Below are 21,232 nucleotides of genomic sequence, written 5' to 3' on the forward strand. Positions count from 1 at the left end.
TTGACTTTTGGCACGCTGTTGAGTTCTCAAGGAACGGACACTTCCTTCGGACCGCCTTCCAGCGGGCCCTCCGGGCGCTTCGTTCTTTCGTGTTTCCAGCTTATCAGATGTTTTCCGCTCCGTTTACCGGAGTTTCGCTTCCCTGACTCGCTGTCCTTCGGCCTTTCGGCGCTTCCGACTCTACCAGATCGCTCTGCAGTGTCTTTCCGCGCCTCCCGGTCTCAGGAGGCTTTCATCGGACCCGACCTGACGGCCCGTCCGACGTTTCCCACTTTAGCCGAGCCCCGCTCCGAAAAGCGAATCCGACCGCAATCCACAGAAACGGGCACGCCGAATTCACCCCGAGCCGCGGTGGCAAAAAGCAACGCGTACCCGGCCTGAACCAGGAAGTGGTGTTTCAGTGGATTGGCTACCCCGGGACCGTCCGCGCCGATGCGTGTCCGGTGCTCCCAGCCAGGCAGCTCGAAGAACACTAGACCTCTCGCGAGGCCGAGTCAAGCGCAGGCCCGGAGACCTCGGCTGATCCGCAGGCGACCCCGACGACATCGGCGCCGCGCCCCGGGTCCGGGTCGGCCTCGGGGTCCGCGGCCGGCAGCTGGAAGGCGAGGACGGCGACGTCGTCGTCGTGGTCCGAGCTGACGCCCATGGCGCGGAGCAGACGGGAGCAGACCACCTCGGGGTCGCCGACCGGGCCGGCGAGCGTCCGGGCGAGCAGGTCGAGGCCCTGGTCGATGTCCTCGTCCCGCCGTTCCACCAGGCCGTCGGTGTAGAGGACGCCGGCGGTGCCGGGCAGCAGGCGCAGGGTGTGCGAGACGTGCACACCGCCGCCGGTGCCCAACGGGGGGCCGTTCTGCTCCTCACTGCGCAGGACGGTGCCGTCGGGGCAGCGCAGCAGCATCGGGAGGTGGCCGGCGGACGCATAGGTAAGGGTGCGGCGCTGCGGGTCCCAGACGGCATAGGTGCAGGTGGCGATCTGGTTGGCGTCGATCTCCATGGCGAGTCCGTCGAGCAGGCGCATCACCTCGTGCGGCGGCAGGTCGAGGCGGGCGTAGGCGCGGACGGCGGTGCGCAGCTGGCCCATGACGGCGGCGGCGCGCAGGCCCCGGCCCATGACGTCGCCGATGACGAGTGCGGTTCGGCCGCCGTCGATGGCGATGACGTCGTACCAGTCACCGCCGACGGCCGCCTCGGCGCCGCCGGGCTGGTAGGTGGCGGCGACCCTGAGGTCGGCGGGCTGGTCGAGCTTCTGCGGGAGGAGGCTGCGCTGGAGGGTGACGGCGGCCTCGCGCTGGCGGCGCTCGGCCTCGCGCAGCCGGGTGGCGGCCAGGACCTGGTCGGTGACCTCGGCGGCGAAGATGAGGACTCCGGCGGGAGGTCCGCCCTGTCCCTCGCTTCCGCCGCGGGACTCGCCCTGGTCGGGGAAGGTGTCGTCGCGGGTGAGCGGGACGCAGGAGACGTTGTAGTAGCGGTTTCCGGTGAGGCCGAGGATGCAGCGGGCCTTGACGCTGCGCGGGCGGCCGCCGCGGACGACCTGGTCCATCAGGGGCAGCACGCCCATGGTGTCGAGCTCGGGGAGGGCGTCCCCGGCGGGCAGGCCCGTCGGCCGGTCGCCGAAGAGCTCGCGGTAGGCGCGGTTGGCGTAGCCGAGCTGGTGGAGCGGTCCGTAGGTGACGGCGACCGGTGCCGGGATGCGGTTGAGGATCTCCCGCAGGTCGCGGGGGCCCGGCAGCACGACGGCCTCGCTGGGCGCGGTGGTGGGGTCGCGGGGATTGGGGACCACGACGCCGTCGCCGGATGCCGTGCCCTGGTCGGTGCCGGGCCCGTTCTGCGGGGCGGCACGCCAGGGGACTCCGGTGAGCCGGGCGCTCCAGCGCATGAGGTTCAAACGACGGCCGCTTCCTCGGGTTCCAGGCATATCATCACTTTTTGTGTGCGCACTGCCACACGGGGTAATGACTCGGTTGGGCAGATCCTGTCAGGCGGAGGCCCGATTCCGGAAGTCGCGCGCGCGGGGCGCGGCCGTCATGTCAGTCGCCGCGAGGCGTCGGGGGCCGCTCTCAGGTCGGCCGGTCGTCCGCGAACCCCGCCTCGAACTCGGAGCGCGGGTGCTCCAGGGTGCCGAGCGAGACCACCTCCCGGGAGAACAGTCCGCCCAGGACCCAGTCCATCAGCACCCGCACCCGCCGGTCGGCGCTCGGCAGCCGGCGCAGGTGCCGGGCCCGGTGCAGCCACCAGGCCCGCCGGCCGGTGAGCCGGCCCCCGCGCCGGGTGTGCGCGACGGCCCGGCCGAGGCCGAGGGAGGTCGAGCAGGCGGCCTGGTCGGGCCGGTACGCGGCGATCCCCTCGGCGCGCGGGCCGCCGTCCAAAGAGGCCAGCACGTTGTCGGCGAGCTGCTCGGCCTGGGCGAACGCGTGCTGGGCGTTGGGTGCGCAGGGCGCGTCGTCCGCGTGCGGGTCGGGTACGGCGGCGCAGTCCCCGGCCGCCCAGACCCCGGGCAGCGCCCGGCCGTCCGGTCCGACGGCCTGCAGGGTGGGCAGACAGCGCACCCGGCCGGAGGTGTCCAGCGGGAGGTCGGTGTCGCGCAGCAGCGGGGAGGGGCGCACCCCGGCCGTCCAGACCAGGGTGCGCGCGGCGAAGCGGCTGCCGTCCGAGAGCGCCATGACCCGGCCGACGGCGGACTCCAGGGTGGTGCGCAGCCGGATGTCGACGCTGCGTTCGCGCAGCTGGGCCAGGGTGTGCGCGGCCAGCTCGGGCGACTCCTCGGCCAGGATCCGGTCGGTGGCCTCGACCAGCACCCATCGCAGGTCCTCGGGGCTGATGTTGTGGTAGCCGCGGACGGCGTGCCGGACCATGTCCTCCAGCTCGGCCAGCGCCCCGACGCCCGCGTAGCCGGCGCCGACGAAGACGAAGGTGAGCGCGGCCTGCCGGAGCGCCGGGTCGCGGGTGGCGGAGGCGAGGTCGAGCTGCTCCAGGACGTGGTTGCGCAGGCCCACGGCCTCGCCGACGGTGGAGAAGCCGAGGCCGTGTTCGGCCAGGCCGGGGACGGGCAGCGTCCGGGACACCGAGCCGGGTGCCACCACCAGGACGTCGTAGTCGAGTTCGACGGGCGCGGACGGCTCGCCGTGGGGTGCGGCGTCGGCCCAGGCCCGGCGGGTGGCGTGCTCGACGCGGGTGATCCGGGCGGTGAGCACCCGGCAGTCCGGCAGGGCGCGGCGCAGCGGGACCACCACGTGCCGGGGGTCGATCGAACCGGCCGCGACCTCGGCGAGCAGCGGGTGGTAGGTCAGATAGGACTGCGGTTCGACCACGGTGATCTCCGCCTCGCCCCGCCGGAGCCGCTCGCGCAGCGCGCGCTGGAGGCGCAGCGCGGTGGACATCCCGGCGCAGCCGCCGCCGATGATCAGGATTCTGATGGCGCACCCCCTGCCGATGTGGCCTTCCCTGGACCTTGGGCAGGGTGGAGCCCCGCCACGCCCTCAATGAAGGACCGTCGGGGGGCCTCTTGTCCACAGTCCGTACCGGGTCCGATGGGGCAGAAGTTGACCCGTGTGGCCAGATGTGCTGCCTGGGTGAGTTTCTGACGCACTTTCGGCCCCGAACTTCCGTGAACTATGGTCGGATTGTGTGCCGGGGCAGCCGTCGCCATGACAATCGGCGGCGACGCACCGTGGAGCGGCCACTACGGCCTGTTCTAGCGTTGGCGTGAGAACCCGACTGCGGGACCGTGATCCGGGGAAGGGTAGTTCCCGGACGGGGCCCCGAACTGTGCCGACGCCGAGCCGGTCGTAGGACCGGTCCGGTGGCGCCGACAGGTCGCGGTCGCAGAGCCGTGGGCCGTGGATCAGGCCCGATGTGGGCGATGCGAGCAGCACGAGCGATGGGTCATCGGGCTCATCTCCGACAGGTGAAGCTGCACCGGGGGGTGCAGGGGCGGGCGACGACAGGGTCCGGGATCGGATGCCTGCGGGGGAGAGTTGGGATGATGGAGCAGGATCGACTGTTGGGGCGGGCGGCCACGCCGCACGCCGGCCACGGAGTTGTGCCGGAGCAGCGCGGCCCCGCCGACCTGCCCGCGCAGCACGCCGCCGCGTACGCCGCGGTCCCGTACCGCGAGGGGCTGTCACCGGGTGCCGGTGCGCCCGCGCCGGGATCCCGGCTGCGGGTGGACGCCCGGCGGAACCTGGAGAGCGTGCTGCGCGCGGCGCGCGAGGTGTTCGGCGAGTTCGGCTACGGCGCGCCGATGGAGGAGGTCGCGCGCCGGGCCGGGGTGGGCGTGGGCACGGTGTACCGGCGCTTCCCGAGCAAGGAGGTGCTGGTCCAGCGGATCGCCGCCGAGGAGGTCGCCTGGCTGACGGCGCAGGCCCGGGAGTCGCTGTACGGCGGCGGCGGTGCCTGGGACGCGCTGGCCGGGTACCTGGCGCGGGCGGTGGGCACGGGCGCCGGGCGGCTGCTGCCGCCGGAGGCGTTCCGGTACGCGGAGGAGCTGGGCCGGGTGCCCGAGCATCGTGCGCCCGATCTGGCCGGGACGGGCGCCGTGCTCGGTGGCGTCCGCTACGAGCTGCGCGGTCCGGAGCCGTACCCGGTGCCCGATCCGGCGGCCGCCGGGGACGCGGATCCGCGGTTGCTGCTGCAGCTGCTCGCCGCGCTGGTGGCGCGGGCGGGTGCGGCCGGCGAGCTGCGGCCGGGGGTGACGGTGGCCGACGTGGTGCTGGTGCTCACCGCCTCGGTGCCGGTGCACGCGGCGCACCCGGCGCCGGTGCCCGGATCCGGGTCGGCGGGCGCGGGGGCGACGACAGGTGGTCAGCAGACGGACGGTCAACCGTCCGCGAGTCCGGCCGACCGGCTGCTGCAGATCCTGCTGGACGGCCTGCGGGCGCGCTGAGCCCGACCGCCGACCGCCGACAGCGGTCATCGTCCGCTGCCGGTCGTGGAGTTGGGCTCGGCCCTGGTCCGGGCGGCCGGGTCCGGGCGCGGTGCGGCGGGTGGTGCGGAGAGCGGGCGGCACGGGCCGAACACATCCGCGACGGCCCCTCGGAAGAGTGGGTCGCGGCCGGTCCGGCTACCGCCCAACTCTGCGCTATGCCATCCTTTGCCCGTGGTTGGAGCCAATGTCCCGATGCGCGCCGTTCGCGCGCCCTCGGCGCCGTGCAGCGGGGACCGGTGCGCCCACGCACTCCTGCGCGCCCTGCCACACTGCGGGGGCTGTCGTGGAATCTGGGGTCCGTTGTGAGCGCCGAGGAACAGAACGACTACGGCTACGGCCTTGACTTCGGCCGGTCCGGCTCGGGCGGGTCCGAAGGCGTGGGCAAGGGCCGGTCCGAGGACGGGACCGGCGATTCGGCCACGGGCTCCGGGGTGCCCGGGCGGCGCTCCGGCCAGGCGCCCGGCGCGGGTCCTGGGCAGCCGCCGGCTCCCGGCGTCGGCCAGGTGCCGGACCAGGCGGGGATGCCCAGCCGAGAGTCGCTCTCGGCCTCCGCCGCCGCGCTCCCGCCCAACCGGGTGCCCGGCCAGGCCCCGGCCGGCCGCGGCGGCGTCACCCCGGAGGCCTTCGTCGGCGGCGGCCTCCCGGCCCGGCCGACCGTGCCCGCCCCCGCCGATCCGGTGGACGGCGAGCGCCCGCCCTCCGACGCCGAGTTGACCGCCCTGGTGCGGGCCGGCGACGACACCGCGTACGAGGAGATCTACCGCCGGCACGCCGACTCGGTGCGCCGCTACGCGCGGACCTGCTGCCGGGACAGCTTCACCGCCGAGGACCTGGCCGGCGAGGTGTTCGCCCGTACGCTGCAGGCGCTGAAGGCGGGCAAGGGCCCCGAGTTCGCCGTCCGCGCGTACCTGCTGACCGCCGTGCGGAACGTCGCCGCGGCCTGGACCCGCAGCGAGCGGCGCGAGCAACTGGTCGACGACTTCAGCGCCTTCGCGCAGGGCTCGGCCGCCACCGTCGACCTCGACCTGGCCGACCCGGGCGCGGACGCCTGGGCGATGGCGATGGCCGACCAGCGCATGGTGATGCAGGCCTACGCCGAACTGCCCGAGGACGACCGGGTGGTGCTCTGGCACACCGAGGTCGAGCGGGAGTCCCCGAAGACCGTCGCGGTGATGCTGGGCAAGACCGCCAACGCCACCGCCGTCCAGGCCCACCGGGCCCGCGACCGGCTGGCCGCGGCCTTCCTGCAGGCGCACGTCGCGGGCAGCCAGAGCCAGGGCTGCGAGGCGTACGCCAACCGGCTCGGCGCGTACGCGCGCGGCTCGCTGCGCAAGCGGGCCTCGACGGAGGTGGGCCGGCACCTCAAGGAGTGCGACCGCTGCACGGCCGCCTATCTGGAGCTGTCCGAGATCAACCACGGGCTGCGGGCGCTGCTGCCCGGCGGTGTGCTGGTCTGGGTCGGTGTGGGCGGCTTCAGCGCCGCCGCGGCCGCCGTGGGCGGTGCGGCGGCGGTCGGTGGTGCTGCGGCGGGTACCGCGGCCGCGGTCTCGGGTGGCACGACGGGCGCCTCCGCCGGTGCGGCCGGTGCGGCCTCCGCAGGTGCCGCCGGGGCCTCGGGTGGAGGCGGTGCCGGAGCCGGCGCCGCGGTGGGCGAGGGTCTGGGTACGGCCGCCAAGGCCGGGATCGCCGCCGCGATCGCGGTGGCCGCGGCCGCCGTCGCCGCGTACGCGCTGACCGGCGCCCCCGAGCCGAAGCCCCCGCTGGCCGCTCCCCCGGCCTCATCCCCCGCCGCGCCCCCGCCGCCGGCCGCCCCGGCGCCGGTCCCGCCCGCGCCGGCCCCGGCGCCGAGCAGCCCCGCTGCGACGCCCTCGGCCGAGCCCGCCCCGCCGCCGCCGGCCCCCTCGCCGTTCCCGTCGGTGGTGCCGGGCCCGGCGCCCAAGGCCGCGCCCGCGCCCGCCGTCCCGCCGCCGCCCGCACCCGCCCCGGTGCGGACCTCGCCCTCGCCGACGCCGCCGAAGCCTCCCAGGCCGCCGGTACCCGAGGTGTCGGCCGTTCCGGTGGTCCCGGTGGTGCCGACCCCGGACGTTCCGGTGGTACCCACGCCCGAGGTGCCGGTGGTGCCGACGCCGACCGCGCCGCCCTCGCCGCCCGCACCGACCGTCGCGCCGCCCACCCCGCCCGCGCCGACCGACTTCTGGGCCGACGACCTGCCCGTGGTGAAGCCCGGCAACAACCGGGTGCCGCCGCCGGGGCCGAGCATCCGACAGAAGGGCAGCGACTGGTTCTGGCAGCGCGACGCCGTCTCCATCGACGGCCGCCGCCACCTGCACGGCATCACCGTGCACGCACCCGCCACCACGCTGATCGACCTCAACCGCGCCTGCACGTCCTTCGACGCGGTGGCGGGGGTCGACGATCTGACGGGCTCCCCCGGCGATGTGCGCTTCTCCGTCCAGGGCGGCGACGGCCGCACGCTGTGGACCTCGCCGGCGCTCGGTGCGGGCGACCCGGCGGTGCCCGTGCACGTGCCGCTGGCCGGTCAGCAGTCGATCCGGCTGACGGTCACCCCGGTGCACGGGATCTGGTCGGCGCTGAACGTGGCGGACTGGGCCGAGGCCCGCTTCAGGTGTGCCTGAAACGGGCCTCGGAGGTCGTACCGGGTCCTACCGGGTCGGGTCGGGTCAGATCGCGCAGGAGCCGTCCGCGCAGGCCTCGCCGGCCGGGGCGACGGGCACCGGCACCGGTCGGCGCTCGCCTATCTCGGTGGCGACCTGCTCCAGCACCTTGCGGAAGGTCTCGGCCTCCTGACCGCCCTGGACGGCCCACTTGCCCTCGAAGACGAAGGTCGGCACGGCGCTGATGCCCAGTTCGCGGGCCTCGGCCAGCTGGGCGCGGACCTCGGCGGCGCCCTCGTCGCCCGCCAGGTAGGCGCTCACCCGGTCGCGGTCCAGCCCGGCGGCCACGGCCACCTCGGTCAGCGCCGCGCGGTCGCCGACGTCCACACCGTCGGTGAAGTGCGCCTTGAGCAGCGCCTCCTTGAGCGCCCCCTGGACGGCCGCGCCGTACTCGCTCTCGGCGAGGTGCAGCAGCCGGTGGCCGAGGAAGGTGTTGGCGTGCAGCGCGGCGTCGAAGTCGTACGTGATGCCCTCGGCGAGGCCGAGCTCGGCCACCCGGGCGTCCATCGCGACCGACTGCGGGCCGTAGCGCTCGGCCAGCCACGCGCGGTGCGGGCTGGCCGTCTCCGGCGCGTCCGGCACCAGCTGGTACGGCCGGTAGACCACCTCGACGTCCTCCCTGCCCGCGAAACCGTCCAGCGCCTCCTCGAAGCGGCGCTTGCCGATGTAGCACCAGGGGCAGGCGATGTCGGAGTAGATCTCGACCTTCATGACGGGCTTCTCCAGGGGTGGGGAGGACGGCGTTCGAGATAGGTGAACGGTGAACCATCTCCGGACATTCCCGGCACCCCGGTGCGACGCGGCGGTCAGGCACGGCGGTCGAGCGGTCGGGCGCGGCGGTCAGCGGTCGGGCGGGGCGGTCAGCGGTCGGGCGGGGCGGGGACGACCAGCACCGGACAGGCCGCGTGGTGCACGGCCGCCGCGCTGACCGAGCCGAGCAGCAGTCGGCTGAAGCCGCCGTTGCCCCGGGTGCCGATCACCAGGGTGTGCTGCCGGGTCGAGGCGGCGAGCAGCACCTCGATCACGTTGCCCAGCACCACGTGCAGCGACAGCTCCCCCTCGTACGGGCGGCCGCGGGCGTCCTGCACGGCGGCCACCGAGCGGCGCAGGCCGTCCGCCATGCTCTCGACCAGCGTCTCGACGCTCTCGTGCACCAGTTCGGCCATCCCCGGCGGGTAGCCGGCCGGGGCCGGGTTGACCACCGCGAGCACGTACAGCGGCAGTCCGAACAGCTCGGCCTCCGTCATCGCCCGGTCCAGCGCCCAGAGCGCGCCGTCCGAACCGTCGCAGGCGGCCAGCACCCCGGGCGGCCGACCGGACGGCGGGCGGCCGCGCACCGACAGGACGACGGGGACGGACGGTTCCGGGTTGGCGCTGCTCACCGGGGCCTCCACGGGGGAACGGGACAGGGCGCCCCGCCATGATCGCCGCCGTGCGGGCGAGCGGCGGCGAGCCGCGCCGGAGGCGGCGGCGCGGCCCGCCCGGCGCGCGCCGCGACCGGTCAGACCCGGCCCAGGGCGGGGCGCTCCGCGGTCGGCAGGCCGGTCCAGCACGCGCCGTGCCGGCGGGCGCGGACCCGGCGGAGCCACAGCTCGGTGGAGACCAGCTCGGCGAGGCCGGCCAGCGCGTCCGGGGGCAGCTCGGCGGCCCGGGCCAGCGTGGCGCGCACGGCGGGGAGGTCGATCAGGCCCGCCTCGGCCAGCAGCGGGGCGTCGAACAGCTCGGCGATCCCGTCGGCGGCCAGCCGCAGGCCGGTCCGCTCGGACGCGGCGCGGTCGGGGCGCGGGGCGCGGCCCCAGTCGGGCGGCAGATCGGTGCGGCCGGCCCCGGTGAGGACGGCGTGCAGCAGCGCGTGGCGGGCGCCGGGCTGCAGCCGGACCTCGTCGGGCAGCAGCCGGGCCGCGCGGACCACCTGGTTGTCCAGGAACGGCGCGTGCAGCCGCTGGCCGGGCTGCTCGGCGGCGTGCACCAGGGTGCGGAACCCGCGTGCATGGCGGTGGAGGGCGTGCCGGGCCCGCTGCGCGCCGGGGTGCTCGGTGGGCGCCGGTCCGCGCGCCGCCAGCCGGAGCCGCAGGGCGACCGCCGACAGCGCCTCGTCGGAGAGCCAGCGGGCGGCCGGCCCCGGCACGCACCAGGCCAGGTCACCGGCCGACCGGGCGCCCACCGTGCCGCCGCCCGGGGTCTGCCGGACCGTGAGCCGCACGGCGGCGTCGTCGAGCGCGTCGGCGTACCGGACCCGGGAGAGCCGGTGGGCGGCGCGCAGCACGGTGAGCGGGGTGCGCAGCGCCCCCGCCAGCACGCCGACCGCCGCCCGGTCGGCGCCGGCCAGGGCGGCGACCGGGGGGAGCAGCTCGCGCGGGCGGCCGACCCGGATCAGGTCGGCGAGCCGGGCCGGGTGCCCGTCGAGGACCTGGCGGGCGCCGTAGCCGGTGAGGTGGTCGGTGCCGCCGGCGTCGAAGCGGGCCTCGGCGCGGGCGGTGGTGACCAGCTCCGGTCCGGGTTCGTCGGTGAGCCGGCCGGCCTGCGGGTCGGCGCGCAGGCCCGCGTACGGGAGGGTGTCGGGGCCCGGTGCCAGCACGGTGTGCCGCAGCCGGGGCGTGTCGGGGGCGAGCGCCGGGGTGGCGGGCCCGTCGCTCTCGCCGAGGGTGACGGCGGCCAGCTGCTCGGGACCGGGCTGCTCCGCGGCGGCCGGGCGGGCCCAGGAGCCCTTGACGGCGCCGCTGCGGGCGCCGGGAGGGGGCCCGGCCGGGACCGGCAGCCGGTCGCCGGCACCCGGCGCCGGGGGTGCGAGCGGGACGGCGGCGGCGAGCAGGGCGACGGTGGCGGAGGCGGTGCCGTAGGAGAGGTCCACGCCCAGTCGGGCCCGCTCGGAGCCGGTCCGGCCCGGTCCGGTGGTGCGCACCCGGGAGCGGACGGACTCCAGCAGGGCGCGGGTGAGCTCGCGGACGGCGGGGGCCTCGCCGCGCGGCGGCGCACCGCCGCCGGGCTCGTCGTAGGACGCCAGGTAGGGGCGGCCGCCGCGGACGGCCAGCGCGTGCCCGGGCGGCACCCGCCGGACGCCGAGGTACGGGGTGCCGGTGCCGAGCGCCTCCGGTGACTCGGGGCAGGCGAGGCGGGCGGCGAGGTGGCCGGTGTCGAGGGGCGCGCCGATCAGGTCGGCGAGCGGGAGGGCCGCGGTGGCGTACGCGGTGCCGCCGCACCAGGGGGTGTGGAAGACCGGCTGGGCGCCGGCCAGGTCGGTGAGCAGCACGGTGGAGCGGGTGCCGGTGCGCAGCACGACGGTGTAGCTGCCGGGCCAGGCGGTGAGGTGGCGGACGGCGCCGCCGCGGGCCGCGGCGAGGCCGGCGGCGAGTTCGGCGTCGGTGGCGCCGCAGTGGCCGAGGACGGCGAGCCTGGTGGTGGCGGGGGTGTCCGCGGCGGGGTCGGGGCCGGGCGGGCCGGCGGTGACGGCGGCGGGGGCGCCGGGGCGGAGGGTGACCAGGCGGATCTCCTCGGGCCGCCAGTCGCCGACGGCCCAGAGCGGGTTGGGTCCGGTCCACAGGGGGCGCGCGGCGATCGGTACCACCGCGCCCAGCGCCTCGTGCGCCGGAGCGCCCGCCCGGGGCGCGCCCGTGCTCCAGCCCGTCAGCCACCGCATCGCGCCTCCACCGGACGAGGACCTGTACCGCGCGGCGCGTCCGCCGCCGGTCACTCCTCGTCCCCTGCCCGTGGCGCGCCCAGGCGGCCGCCCACCGCGATCCGGCGCGCCGTCAGGAGACATCGTGCCACCGGTTGCCGCTCCGGTGACCGGAGTTGTCGTTTCCGATTCCGCCGCGGCCTGGTCCGCTCGGCGTGTCCCACTGGTCACCCGAGCCCCGGCGGCGGCCTCCGGCCGGGCGGGCCGGGCCTCCCCCTCCCCGGCCCGGACCGCCTGCGCGACGGCACTGTCATGGCCATCGCAAGATGGCCGAAAGGCGTCGCCCAGCCCGGGAGGGCATCCGCATGCCCTCCCGGACCTCGCCGCCGCCCGCGGGGATTGAGGCGGCGGCATCCCCCGGCCCGCCGGGTCCTCGACGGCGGGCCGACCCACGACCACCAGCGAATCGCCGACCGGCCGGTCGGGCCAGGGGGCACGGCCGGGCGCACATCGACACGGGACCGGAGCACAGCACTCCGGCGGGCGGCCCGAGCGGTCGGTCCCGGCCGTTCCCGAGGCGGTCCGGACCAACCCCGCCGGGCCATCCCCGGGGCGGCGCCGGGTGCGGTATCCCGCCATCCGGAATGCGGCCTCTTAACCGTCGGAACGCGTCCGACTACTCTAGGTACAGCAGCTACGGCCCGGTGCCGCCCGGGCCCCGCGCACAAGGCCGCAGGAGGTGCCGCCGCCACCATGACCGTCAGCCCACGAGGACCGAACGAACGGCTCGGCACGCTCCTGACCCTGGCCCAGATCAGCAACGCCGGTCTGGCCCGCCGGGTCAACGACCTCGGCTCCCAGCGCGGGTTGACGCTCCGCTACGACAAGACCTCGGTGGCCCGCTGGGTCAGCAAGGGCATGGTCCCGCAGGGCCCGGTGCCGCACCTGATCGCCACCGCGATCGGCGGCAAGCTCGGCCGGCCCGTCCCGCTGGAGGAGATCGGCCTCGGCGACACCGACCCGGCGCCCGAACTCGGCCTGGCCTTCCCCCGGGAGGTCTCCGAGGCGGTCCGCTCGGCCACCGACCTCTGGCGGGTCGACCTCGACCTGCGGCGCGGGCCCGGCGGCGGCCGCTGGAGCGACAGCCTGGCCGGGACCTTCTCGGTGGCGGCCTACGCAACTCCCGTGTCCCGCTGGCTGATCACCCCGGCGGACGGCTCGGTGGCCCGCGAGGCCCCCCGGGTGCCCGCCGAGTCCGGCCCCTACCGGGTCGGGCACTCGGACGCCGCCAAGCTCCGCGAGGCCGCCCAGGAGGCCCGCCGCTGGGACTCCAAGTACGGTGGCGGGGACTGGCGTTCCTCGATGGTGCCGGAGTGTCTGCGGGTGGAGGCGGCGCCGCTGCTGCTGGCCTCGTACAGCGACGCGGTCGGCCGGGCGCTGTTCGGCGCGACGGCCGAACTGACCAGGCTGGCCGGGTGGATGGCCTTCGACACCGGCCAGCACGAGGCCGCCCAGCGCTACTACATCCAGGCCCTGCGGCTCGCCCGGGCCGCCGCCGACGTGCCGCTCGGCGGCTATGTGCTGGCCTCGATGAGCCTGCAGGCCGGCTACCGGGGCTTCGCCGAGGAGGCGGTGGACCTCGCGCAGGCCGCCCTGGAGCGCAACCGGGGGCTGGCCACCGCCCGCACCATGAGCTTCTTCCACCTGGTGGAGGCCCGGGCCCAGGCCAAGGCCCGCAACGCGGCGGCGTGCGCGACGGCGCTCGGCGCGGCGGAGAGCGCGCTCGAACGCGCCCGCGCCGGTGACCCCGACCCCGCGTGGATCGACTTCTACGCCTACGACCGCCTCGCCGCCGACGCCGCCGAATGCTTCCGGGACCTCGGAGTGCCCTCCAAGGTCCGCCAGTTCACCCGGGAGGCGCTGGCCCGCCCGACCGAGGGGTTCGTCCGCTCGCACGGACTGCGGCTGGTGGTCTCCGCGATGGCCGAGGCCGAGGCCGGCAACCTGGACGCGGCGGTCGCGGCCGGCGAGCGCGCCGTCGAGGTGGCCGGGCGGATCTCCTCGCAGCGCAGCCGCGAGTACGTGGTGGAGATGCTCCGGCGCCTCGAACCGTTCCAGGGCGAGCGCCGGGTACGCGAGTTGGCGGAACGGGCGCGCACCGTGCTGGTCGCCCCGGCGTGAGCCGGGCCGGCGCCGCCCCGCGGTAATTCGAATGCGGGCACCGGAACGGCCCCGATATGGTCGTTCTCGTCCAGGTGCGCAGGCAGAGGTTACTTCCACTGTTAATGGGCGGGTCGCGGGTTCGAGTCCCGTCACCGGCTTCGGGCCGGTGTAGCTCAGTTGGTAGAGCAGCACACGTCACCTCAGCCGTCCTCGATCTCTGGACACCAATACCTGAATAGAATTCCGCACCTTCCGGTGCGATGGCAGCGGTTACTCCGTGGAGTGCCCCCAGCGGGGCGCGTGGAAGCGAATACCGACACCGCCGCCGCGTCGATCTCGGGAGGCAGAGCGCCGGGGTGCCCGGTGCGAAGGCGGGGGTTACTTCGGATCTTGCGGTTCCGGGTTCAAATCCCGGGCGTGCCGTGCGCGGCCGTTAGCTCAATCCGGATAGAGCACAAGGCATATCACCTCCGCCGATGCCGGCCGCCGGGCCGGCCCGATCTCGGGCACCCCTGTTTCGCCATGCCTCCCTCCCGTTCCACCAGCCAGCAGGGGGGCTCCACCATGTCGCGTTTCAACATCCGCACGGCCAAGCCTGGTCCGAGCTCGCCCGTGACCACCACCGGGCAGCGCACGGTCAACCACAACGGCGGCACCGGCCACCTCCGGGACGCGAAGTCCGAGCTCTTCCTCCTGGCCGTCGCCAACCTCGTCGGGCAGGACACCTTCTACGAGAAGGGCGGCGACCGCGACGACCGCTTCACCGCCCTGGTGCGCGAACTCGCCGTCGCCGACCCGGAGTGGACCCTCGGGCTGCTGCGCTGGCTGCGCCACGGCGCGCAGCTGCGGACGGCCCCGCTGGTCGGTGCCGCCGAGTTCACCCGGGCCCGGCTGGACGCGGGGGCGCCCGGCTACTCCCGACAGGTCGTCGACGCCGTGCTGCAGCGCGCCGACGAGCCCGGCGAACTGCTCGCCTACTGGACGTCCCGCTACGGCCGCGCGCTGCCGAAGCCGCTCAAGCGCGGCGTCGCGGACGCCGTGCGCCGGCTCTACAACGCGCGGTCCCTGCTCAAGTACGACACCGCCAGCAGGGACTACCGCTTCGGCGACGTCCTGGAGCTGACCCACCCCGCGCCCGATCCGGCCAAGCCTTGGCAGGGCGCGCTGTTCGGCTACGCGCTGGACCGCCGGCACCGGCCCGACGAGGCCGTCCCGCCCGCCGGCGACCGGCTGCTGACCGCCAACCGCGAGCTGCTCGCGCTGCCGGTGGCCGAGCGCCGGGCGGCGGTGACGGCCGAGGACGGCGCCGAGCGGCTGGCCGCCGCCGGCCTGACCTGGGAGGCGCTGGCCGGTTGGCTGCAGGGCCCGCTGGACGCGGCCGTCTGGGAGGCGGTCATCCCGTCGATGGGCTCGATGGCGCTGCTGCGCAACCTGCGCAACTTCGACCAGGCCGGGGTCTCGGACGAGGTCGCGGCCGAGGTCGCCCGGCGGATCTGCGACAAGGACGAGGTGCACCGCGCCCGCCAGTTCCCCTTCCGCTACCTCGCCGCGTACCGGCACGTGCCGTCGCTGCGCTGGGCGCAGGCGTTGGAGACGGCGCTCGGCCACTCGCTCGCCAACGTGCCCGCGCTGCCCGGCCGGACGCTGATCCTGGTGGACCGCTCGGGCTCGATGTTCGACCGCCCGAGCGAGCGGACCAAGCTCAACCGGGCCGACTCGGCGGCCGTCTTCGGCACCGCGCTGAAGGTCCGGGCCGCCCAGGCGGACCTGGTCGAGTTCGGCACCACCAGCCGGGTCGTCGAGGTGGCCCGGGGCGAGGCCGTGCTGCGCGTGCTGGGCCGCTTCGGCGACCTCGGCGGCACCGCCACCGGCGCGGCCGTGCGGGCCCACTACCGGAACCACGACCGGGTGGTCGTCATCACCGACGAGCAGACCGGCCCGGTCGGCCGGGGCGGCGGCGCGCTCGACGCCGTGCCCGCCGCCGTCCCCGTCTACACCTGGAACCTGGCCGGCTACGCGCCCGGTCACGCCCCGAGCGGCTCGGCCGGCCGGCACACCTTCGGCGGTCTGACCGACGCCGCGTTCCGGCTGATCCCCCTGCTGGAGAGCGGCCGGGACGCGCGCTGGATCTGGGAGCGGCCGGACGGCGACCCGGCGCCCTCCGGTCGGTCCTGACGGACCGGGGGGCGGCTCCCCGGCGCCCGGCCGCGCCGGGCGCAGGCCCCCTCGACCGGCACCGCCCGCCGTGGCAGCATCGGCGGCGTGGCGGTGCCGGGCGGACCTGGGGAGCGAGCGGTGGCGTACGACTTCGACGTGCTGGTGGTGGGCGGCGGGATCGTCGGGCTCTCCACGGCGTACGCGCTGACCAGGGCCCGGCCGGGGCTGCGGCTGGCGGTACTGGAGAAGGAGCCCGGCTTCGCCGCCCACCAGACCGGCCGCAACAGCGGAGTCATCCACAGCGGCGTCTACTACCGGCCGGGCTCGCTCAAGGCCGAGTACGCCCGCGCGGGCGCCGCCGAGATGGTCGGCTTCTGCCGCACCCACGACCTCCCGTACGAGGTGACCGGCAAGCTGATCGTGGCCACCGACCGCGCCGAGCTGCCCCGGCTGCGGGCGCTGGCCGAACGCGGCCGGGAGAACGGCATCCCGGTCACCGAGCTGGACCGCAGGGGCGTCGCCGAGCACGAGCCGGAGGTCACCGGTATCGCCGGGCTGCACATCGGCACCACCGGCATCTGCGACTTCCCCGCCGTCGCCACCGCCTACGCCCGGCTCGCCCGGGAGGCCGGCGCGGAGCTGCGGCCCGGTACCGAGCTGCGGGCGGTGGCCCGCCGGGCGGACGGGGTGACGGTGCAGACCTCGGCCGGCGAGCTGCGCTGCCAGGTGCTGGTGAACTGCGCGGGTCTGCACAGCGACCGGATCGCCCGGCTGGCCGGCGACGACCCCGGCGTCCGGATCGTGCCGTTCCGCGGCGAGTACTACGAGCTCGCCAAGGACCGCCGGGAGCTGGTGCGCGGACTGGTCTACCCGGTGCCCGACCCGGCCTTCCCCTTCCTCGGCGTCCACCTCACCCGGGGCATCCACGGCGATGTGCACGTCGGCCCCAACGCGGTGCCGGCCCTCGCCCGCGAGGGCTACGACTGGCGCACCGTGCGCCCGCGCGAGCTGGCCGGGACGATCGCCTTCCCCGGCACCTGGCGGATCGCCCGCCGGCACTGGCGGTACGAGATCGGCGAGCTGCACCGCTCGCTGTCCAAGCGGGCCTTCACCACCGCCGTGCAGCGGCTGCTGCCGGCCGTCACGGCCGCGGACCTCGTCCCGGCCACCGCCGGGGTACGGGCCCAGGCGGTCGCCCGGGACGGCACGCTGCTGGACGACTTCGCCTTCGCCGGATTCGACCCGGACGCGCCGCGCTCCACCCGCCGCCTGGTCCACGTGCTGAACGCCCCCTCCCCGGCGGCGACCGCCTCGCTGCCGATCGGGCGCGAGGTGGCCCGGCGCGCACTGGCCGCGCTGGAGGCGGGCGGCTGAGCGGCGGGGTGGGGAACGCGGCCCCGTAGACTCGGTTGATTGTGACTGCCACTGCCCCGATCCCCCAGCCCTCGCCCTCCGCCCGGCTCTCCGCCGCACCGGCCGGGTACCCCGCGCCGATGTACCCGCACCGGGCCACCGAGGCCCAGCACAGCGAGCGGCGCATCCGCAGCTTCCAACCGCGCCGGGGCCGGATGACCAACGCCCAGGCCGGCGCGCTGGACCGGGGCTGGGAGCGGTACGGCATAGCGATCGACGGCAGCCCGCTCGACCTGGGCGAGCTCTTCGAGGGCCTCCCGGTGACCCTGGAGATCGGCTTCGGGATGGGCGAGACCACCGCCGCGATGGCCGCCGCCGACCCGGCCATGGGCATCCTGGCCGCCGACGTCCACACCCCCGGCCACGGCAACCTGCTCGGCATGCTGGAGCGCGACGGCTCCCGCAACGTCCGGCCGGCCGCCGGCGACGCCGTGATCCTGCTGCGCGACATGCTCTCCGACGCCTCGCTGGCCGGTCTGCGGGTGTACTTCGCCGACCCGTGGCCCAAGCCCAAGCACCACAAGCGCCGACTGGTCCAGCCGTCCTTCCTGGAGCTGGTGCTGCCCCGGCTCGCCCCCGGCGCCCTGGTGCACTGCGCCACCGACTGGGAGCCGTACGCCGAGCAGATGCTGGAGGTGCTCTCCGCCTCCCCCGAGCTGGAGAACCTGCACCCGGAGGGTGACGGCACCGGCTGGCTGGAGCCGGCGGACCACCCGGACGGCAGCATCCCCGGGTACGCGCCCCGGCCCGAGTGGCGGCCGGTCACCAAGTTCGAGCGGGCCGGTATCGCCAAGGGGCACGTGGTCCACGACCTGCTGTTCCGTCGCCGCTGAGCCCGCTCCGGGCGTTCGATCCGGCGGCCGTGCGGTGAGCGGCGGGCCCGGGGCGGGTGGGACGGATCGTCCCGATACCTCCCGACGGGCCCGTGTCGTGGCCTACCCTGTGCCGGGTGAGCAGCCCGTCCGGCGGCGGGTACCGCGCCGCCGTGGCCGCCGACGCCCAGGAGATGCCCACGCGCACCGCCGGCACCCGGCCGATTCCGGGGCCCCGGAGGCGCCGGGCGCACCGGCTCGTGCCCTGGCCCGCCGTCGCGGCGCCGGGCCTCCCTTCGGCCGTTCCGCTCGGTTCGGCCGGTTCGGCCCGTTCGACCCGTTCGGCCCGTTCGACCCGGGCACCCGTACTGCCGTGGCTGCTGCGGCTGGCGCGCCCACCGCGCTCGGTGGCGCTCTCCTCGGTCACCGCCACGGCCGTGCTGACGCTGGCGGGCTGCGGGGTGCTGATCCTCCACCTGGTGCGCCGCCAGACCGGCACCACCGGGCTGCTGGTGGGCCTCGGCCTGGCGATGGTCCCGCTGCCCTTCGTGCTCGGCGGCCTGGCCTGGCTCAACCAGACCGCCCGGGTGCCGCTGCGGCACACCGTGTTCTGCCTCGGCTGGGGCGCCTTCGCCGCGACCACCGCGGCGATCCTGGCCAACGGCTGGACCAGTACCTATCTGACCGCCCACCAGGGCAGCCTCGGCGAGATGCTGGGCGCCGACATCGTCACCCCGGTGATCGAGGAGAGCGCCAAGGGCGCCGCCCTGCTGGTCCTGCTGCTGCCGCTCGGCCAACGGCTCCGATGTCACGGCCACCGCACCGACCGCCCCTGCGCGGCCGTCCTGCGCCGGTTGCCCGGCACCCACCGCCCGCACCCCCGGGCGTACGCCCGCCGGCTCGCCGCCCTGCACGCCCGCCACGGGCTGGGGCTGCGCCCGTACCTGCGCCCGCTGCCGTACCTGCGCCCCTACCCGCCGACCCACGCCCACCCGCGCGCCCGCTCCCGGCCGCGCACCCTGGCCGCCGGGGTCGTCCTCGGCGGGATCACCGCGTGCGGCTTCGCCTTCACCGAGAACGCCCTCTACCTGGGCCGCGCCTTCACCGACGACCAGCAGCAGCGGTTGGACAGCATCGGTCTCGGCGAGTCGCCCAGCCTGCGGGACTTCGACAGCACCGTGCAGACCTTCGTCCTGCGCGGGCTGCTCTCGCCCTTCGCCCATCCGCTGTTCACCGCGCTGACCGGGCTGGGCCTGGCCGTCACCCTCACCACCGGCCGCCGCTGGCTGGCCCGGCTGGCCGCACCGGGCGGGCTGCTGCTGGCGATGGCCCTGCACGGCACCTGGAACGCCGCCGCGGACCTCGGCACCCACGGCTTCCTGCTGGTCTACGCGGTCCTGATGGTGCCCTGCTTCGCCGCCCTGGTCTGCTTCGCCGCCTGGGCCAGGACCCGGACCGCCCGGCGCGCGACACGCCGCGCGCGGCCCTGAACCCGGACCGTTCGCCACCGAACCGTTCCCGGCGGGGAGCCCGGCGCGGGGTCGGTGAAGAACCGATTTCCCATCCGGGCGACTTCCCCGTACTGTTGTGTTTACCGACGCGGGGTGGAGCAGCTCGGTAGCTCGCTGGGCTCATAACCCAGAGGTCGCAGGTTCAAATCCTGTCCCCGCTACTTTGTAGCCGAAAGGCCCGGAGGATTCGTCCTCCGGGCCTTTTGCGTGCCCGAACGCGGCCAGGGCACGGTCGTGGCACGAAGCTGTAACAGGGGCGAGTTTCAAGATCCGGTAAATCGCGCGTAAACCATACTCGGGAGAAAGTCACCCGGACGGGTGTGTTCAGCCGCACCGAGTTAGGAAGCTCCCCATGCTCTCGAAGCGCCTTGCCAGTACCGCCGCGATCTGTCTGCTGCTGGCAGCGGGCACGGCCGCCTGCGGAGGTGACAAGGACTCGGCCGCCGCCGGGCCGAAGCTCGACACCGAAAAGCTGAGCGCCCAGGAGATCGAGAAGCAGGCCAAGGACGCGCTGGCCGGTGCGAGCGCCGTCAAGATCGCCGGCACCATGGCCGGCGAGGACGGCAAGACCACGATCGACCTGTCGCTCGACACCAAGGGCCAGTGCACCGGCTCGATGGGCATGCCCGGCACGGGCTCGTTCGAGATCATCAGCGACGGCAAGGCCACCTACCTGAAGCCGGACAAGGAGTTCTGGAAGACCTTCGGCGGCCCGAAGGGCGAGCAGGCCGCCGAGCTGTTCAAGGGGCGCTACCTGACCGGCTTCGAGAACGACCCCCAGATGAAGAGCCTGACCACGATCTGCAACCTCGCCGAGCTCGGCAAGAAGATCACCGAGGACGACGGCACCAAGAGCAAGGCGGAGAAGGGCTCGGCGGGCACCGTCAACGGCGCCAAGACCTTCAGCCTCAAGGTCACCAACGACGAGGGCGAGCAGTCGACCATCCACGTCGCCACCGAGGGCAGGTTCTACCCGGTGCGGATCGAGAAGGCCTCCGGCAAGGACGGCGGCCAGCTCGACTTCACCGACTACGACAAGCCGGTCGTCATCAAGGTCCCGGCCGCCGACAACGTGATCGACTTCGCGAAGTTCAAGCAGCAGCTCCAGACCGCCTGAGCCGTCCGGACCGGCCGGATCGGCAACCGCGAATAATCCGTTGCCCTCCTTCGGGTGCGGTGCCTACAGTGGCCGCACACTGAAAGGAGGTGATCCTGAGTTGAGTTCCATCAGGATGTGTGAGGTGGCTGCTCGCTAGAGCCGCCCCTGCCTGCGTAGTAGGGCGAGGTCCTAGGGCCCTAGGCCTCCGGCAGGCGAAATCCATAGCAGTCACCCGGCCCGTGTGCTCACCGGAACATCCCCGGTGCCTCGGCGCCCCGGCCCCGCACAGGGCCCCGGCGCGAGGAAGCAGCACACGGGCCGTCTGCGTTCCGTGTGCCCTGTGTCGTTCCCAGGGTCAGCGCCCTCGCAAGGGACAGGGCGGGGGCGTCTCGCTGGTGGCGCCGAAGGTCCGGGGGCAGGACACCGCGGCCACGGATCGGAGCTGCTGGCCGGGCGTCCAGTACGTCCAGATCACGTCATTCGGGAAGGCGCCCAGGAACGTCCGGGCGTGGTCCAGCCGGACCGCCGGTCCGAGGTCCGTCTCCAGCACCGGGGAGTCGGCGAGCTGCTTGCCGAGCCAGTCCAGCACTTCGGCCGGGTCGTCGGTCGTGACCTTGATCTGTGCTGCCGACTTGGCAAGCCAGTGCATGACCTCCAGCGGGGGCACCGGGCTGGACCAAACGGGCCGTACGCCGTTCTGCATCTCGGGCGGCCGCCGCTCGGCGTCGTCTGGGCGCTTGCTCCCCGCCCACGTGTACCCGTGCCAGTGCAGTCCGGGCCTTACCCAGTGACTCATGCGCGCCTACCCTGATCAGGGGCGGGCCCCCGCTCTCAGTTCCGATGAGAGCGAGGGGCCGCCTGT

Annotated in this window: 14 protein-coding genes and 1 tRNA gene; 9 read left to right on the forward strand and 6 right to left on the reverse strand. The window is 75.2% G+C overall.

Going from position 1 to position 21,232, the window contains the following annotated elements; genetic code table 11:
- Positions 1–472: 472 nt before the first annotated feature.
- Together ACIGZJ_RS26250 and ACIGZJ_RS26255 are read right to left on the reverse strand one after the other, a co-directional pair.
- Positions 473–1,876 (reverse strand): PP2C family protein-serine/threonine phosphatase, encoded by a 1,404-nt coding sequence (locus ACIGZJ_RS26250; RefSeq protein ID WP_396459637.1) that lies wholly within the window; start codon positions 1,874–1,876, stop codon positions 473–475.
- Between the two features lie 181 nt (positions 1,877–2,057).
- On the reverse strand, positions 2,058–3,377 hold the full coding sequence (locus ACIGZJ_RS26255; RefSeq protein ID WP_396459519.1) for an NAD(P)/FAD-dependent oxidoreductase: 1,320 nt from the start codon (positions 3,375–3,377) through the stop codon (positions 2,058–2,060).
- Between the two features lie 602 nt (positions 3,378–3,979).
- Here ACIGZJ_RS26255 and ACIGZJ_RS26260 point away from each other — a divergent pair.
- Both ACIGZJ_RS26260 and ACIGZJ_RS26265 read left to right on the forward strand, forming a co-directional pair.
- Positions 3,980–4,882 (forward strand): TetR/AcrR family transcriptional regulator, encoded by a 903-nt coding sequence (locus ACIGZJ_RS26260; protein ID WP_396459520.1) that lies wholly within the window; start codon positions 3,980–3,982, stop codon positions 4,880–4,882.
- Positions 4,883–5,226: 344 nt separating this feature from the next.
- Complete coding sequence (locus ACIGZJ_RS26265) at positions 5,227–7,560, forward strand: sigma-70 family RNA polymerase sigma factor (RefSeq protein ID WP_396459521.1); 2,334 nt, start codon at positions 5,227–5,229, stop codon at positions 7,558–7,560.
- Between the two features lie 45 nt (positions 7,561–7,605).
- Here the strand turns inward: ACIGZJ_RS26265 and ACIGZJ_RS26270 are convergent, their stop codons facing one another.
- The 3 genes from ACIGZJ_RS26270 to ACIGZJ_RS26280 form a co-directional block, all read right to left on the reverse strand.
- On the reverse strand, positions 7,606–8,310 hold the full coding sequence (locus ACIGZJ_RS26270) for a DsbA family oxidoreductase (RefSeq protein WP_392929708.1): 705 nt from the start codon (positions 8,308–8,310) through the stop codon (positions 7,606–7,608).
- A 149-nt stretch (positions 8,311–8,459) separates the two neighbouring features.
- Positions 8,460–8,981, reverse strand: a complete 522-nt coding sequence (locus tag ACIGZJ_RS26275) for a universal stress protein (RefSeq protein ID WP_392929710.1) — start codon at positions 8,979–8,981, stop codon at positions 8,460–8,462.
- Between the two features lie 119 nt (positions 8,982–9,100).
- On the reverse strand, positions 9,101–11,236 hold the full coding sequence (locus tag ACIGZJ_RS26280) for an asparagine synthase-related protein (RefSeq protein WP_396459522.1): 2,136 nt from the start codon (positions 11,234–11,236) through the stop codon (positions 9,101–9,103).
- Positions 11,237–11,968: 732 nt separating this feature from the next.
- Between ACIGZJ_RS26280 and ACIGZJ_RS26285 the strand changes: the two genes are divergently transcribed.
- The 7 genes from ACIGZJ_RS26285 (at position 11,969) to ACIGZJ_RS26315 (ending at position 20,388) form a co-directional block, all read left to right on the forward strand.
- Positions 11,969–13,396 (forward strand): MFS transporter, encoded by a 1,428-nt coding sequence (locus tag ACIGZJ_RS26285; RefSeq protein WP_396459523.1) that lies wholly within the window; start codon positions 11,969–11,971, stop codon positions 13,394–13,396.
- A gap of 546 nt (positions 13,397–13,942) precedes the next feature.
- Complete coding sequence (locus ACIGZJ_RS26290; RefSeq protein WP_396459524.1) at positions 13,943–15,553, forward strand: TROVE domain-containing protein; 1,611 nt, start codon at positions 13,943–13,945, stop codon at positions 15,551–15,553.
- 120 nt (positions 15,554–15,673) lie between these two features.
- Positions 15,674–16,909 carry an L-2-hydroxyglutarate oxidase gene (gene lhgO / locus ACIGZJ_RS26295; protein ID WP_396459525.1) on the forward strand — a complete coding sequence of 412 codons (1,236 nt, stop codon included), beginning with the start codon at positions 15,674–15,676 and terminating at the stop codon, positions 16,907–16,909.
- 41 nt (positions 16,910–16,950) lie between these two features.
- Positions 16,951–17,781: a tRNA (guanosine(46)-N7)-methyltransferase TrmB gene (gene trmB / locus ACIGZJ_RS26300; RefSeq protein WP_392929719.1), complete on the forward strand. Its 831-nt coding sequence runs from the start codon at positions 16,951–16,953 to the stop codon at positions 17,779–17,781.
- 116 nt (positions 17,782–17,897) lie between these two features.
- Entirely contained in the window at positions 17,898–19,250 is a 1,353-nt protein-coding gene (locus tag ACIGZJ_RS26305; protein ID WP_396459526.1) for a PrsW family intramembrane metalloprotease, read from the forward strand.
- 108 nt (positions 19,251–19,358) lie between these two features.
- A tRNA-Met gene (locus tag ACIGZJ_RS26310) sits at positions 19,359–19,432 on the forward strand.
- A gap of 191 nt (positions 19,433–19,623) precedes the next feature.
- Positions 19,624–20,388, forward strand: a complete 765-nt coding sequence (locus ACIGZJ_RS26315) for a hypothetical protein (RefSeq protein ID WP_396459527.1) — start codon at positions 19,624–19,626, stop codon at positions 20,386–20,388.
- Between the two features lie 337 nt (positions 20,389–20,725).
- Here the strand turns inward: ACIGZJ_RS26315 and ACIGZJ_RS26320 are convergent, their stop codons facing one another.
- Positions 20,726–21,166 carry a hypothetical protein gene (locus ACIGZJ_RS26320; protein ID WP_396459528.1) on the reverse strand — a complete coding sequence of 147 codons (441 nt, stop codon included), beginning with the start codon at positions 21,164–21,166 and terminating at the stop codon, positions 20,726–20,728.
- Positions 21,167–21,232: the final 66 nt, after the last annotated feature.

Source organism: Kitasatospora sp. NPDC052868, from assembly GCF_044547105.1.
Lineage (GTDB): Bacteria > Actinomycetota > Actinomycetes > Streptomycetales > Streptomycetaceae > Kitasatospora.

What these genes read in the sequence shown, in the direction of transcription:
- ACIGZJ_RS26270 (WP_392929708.1), bottom strand. Translation starts at nt 8,310, where the DNA reads ATGAAGGTCGAGATCTACTCCGACATCGCCTGCCCCTGGTGCTACATC.
- ACIGZJ_RS26255 (WP_396459519.1), bottom strand. Translation starts at nt 3,377, where the DNA reads ATGTCCACCGCGCTGCGCCTCCAGCGCGCGCTGCGCGAGCGGCTCCGG.
- ACIGZJ_RS26285 (WP_396459523.1), top strand. Translation starts at nt 11,969, where the DNA reads ATGACCGTCAGCCCACGAGGACCGAACGAACGGCTCGGCACGCTCCTG.
- ACIGZJ_RS26315 (WP_396459527.1), top strand. Translation starts at nt 19,624, where the DNA reads ATGCTCTCGAAGCGCCTTGCCAGTACCGCCGCGATCTGTCTGCTGCTG.
- ACIGZJ_RS26290 (WP_396459524.1), top strand. Translation starts at nt 13,943, where the DNA reads ATGTCGCGTTTCAACATCCGCACGGCCAAGCCTGGTCCGAGCTCGCCC.
- ACIGZJ_RS26320 (WP_396459528.1), bottom strand. Translation starts at nt 21,166, where the DNA reads ATGAGTCACTGGGTAAGGCCCGGACTGCACTGGCACGGGTACACGTGG.
- ACIGZJ_RS26260 (WP_396459520.1), top strand. Translation starts at nt 3,980, where the DNA reads ATGATGGAGCAGGATCGACTGTTGGGGCGGGCGGCCACGCCGCACGCC.
- ACIGZJ_RS26280 (WP_396459522.1), bottom strand. Translation starts at nt 11,236, where the DNA reads ATGCGGTGGCTGACGGGCTGGAGCACGGGCGCGCCCCGGGCGGGCGCT.
- ACIGZJ_RS26250 (WP_396459637.1), bottom strand. Translation starts at nt 1,876, where the DNA reads ATGCGCTGGAGCGCCCGGCTCACCGGAGTCCCCTGGCGTGCCGCCCCG.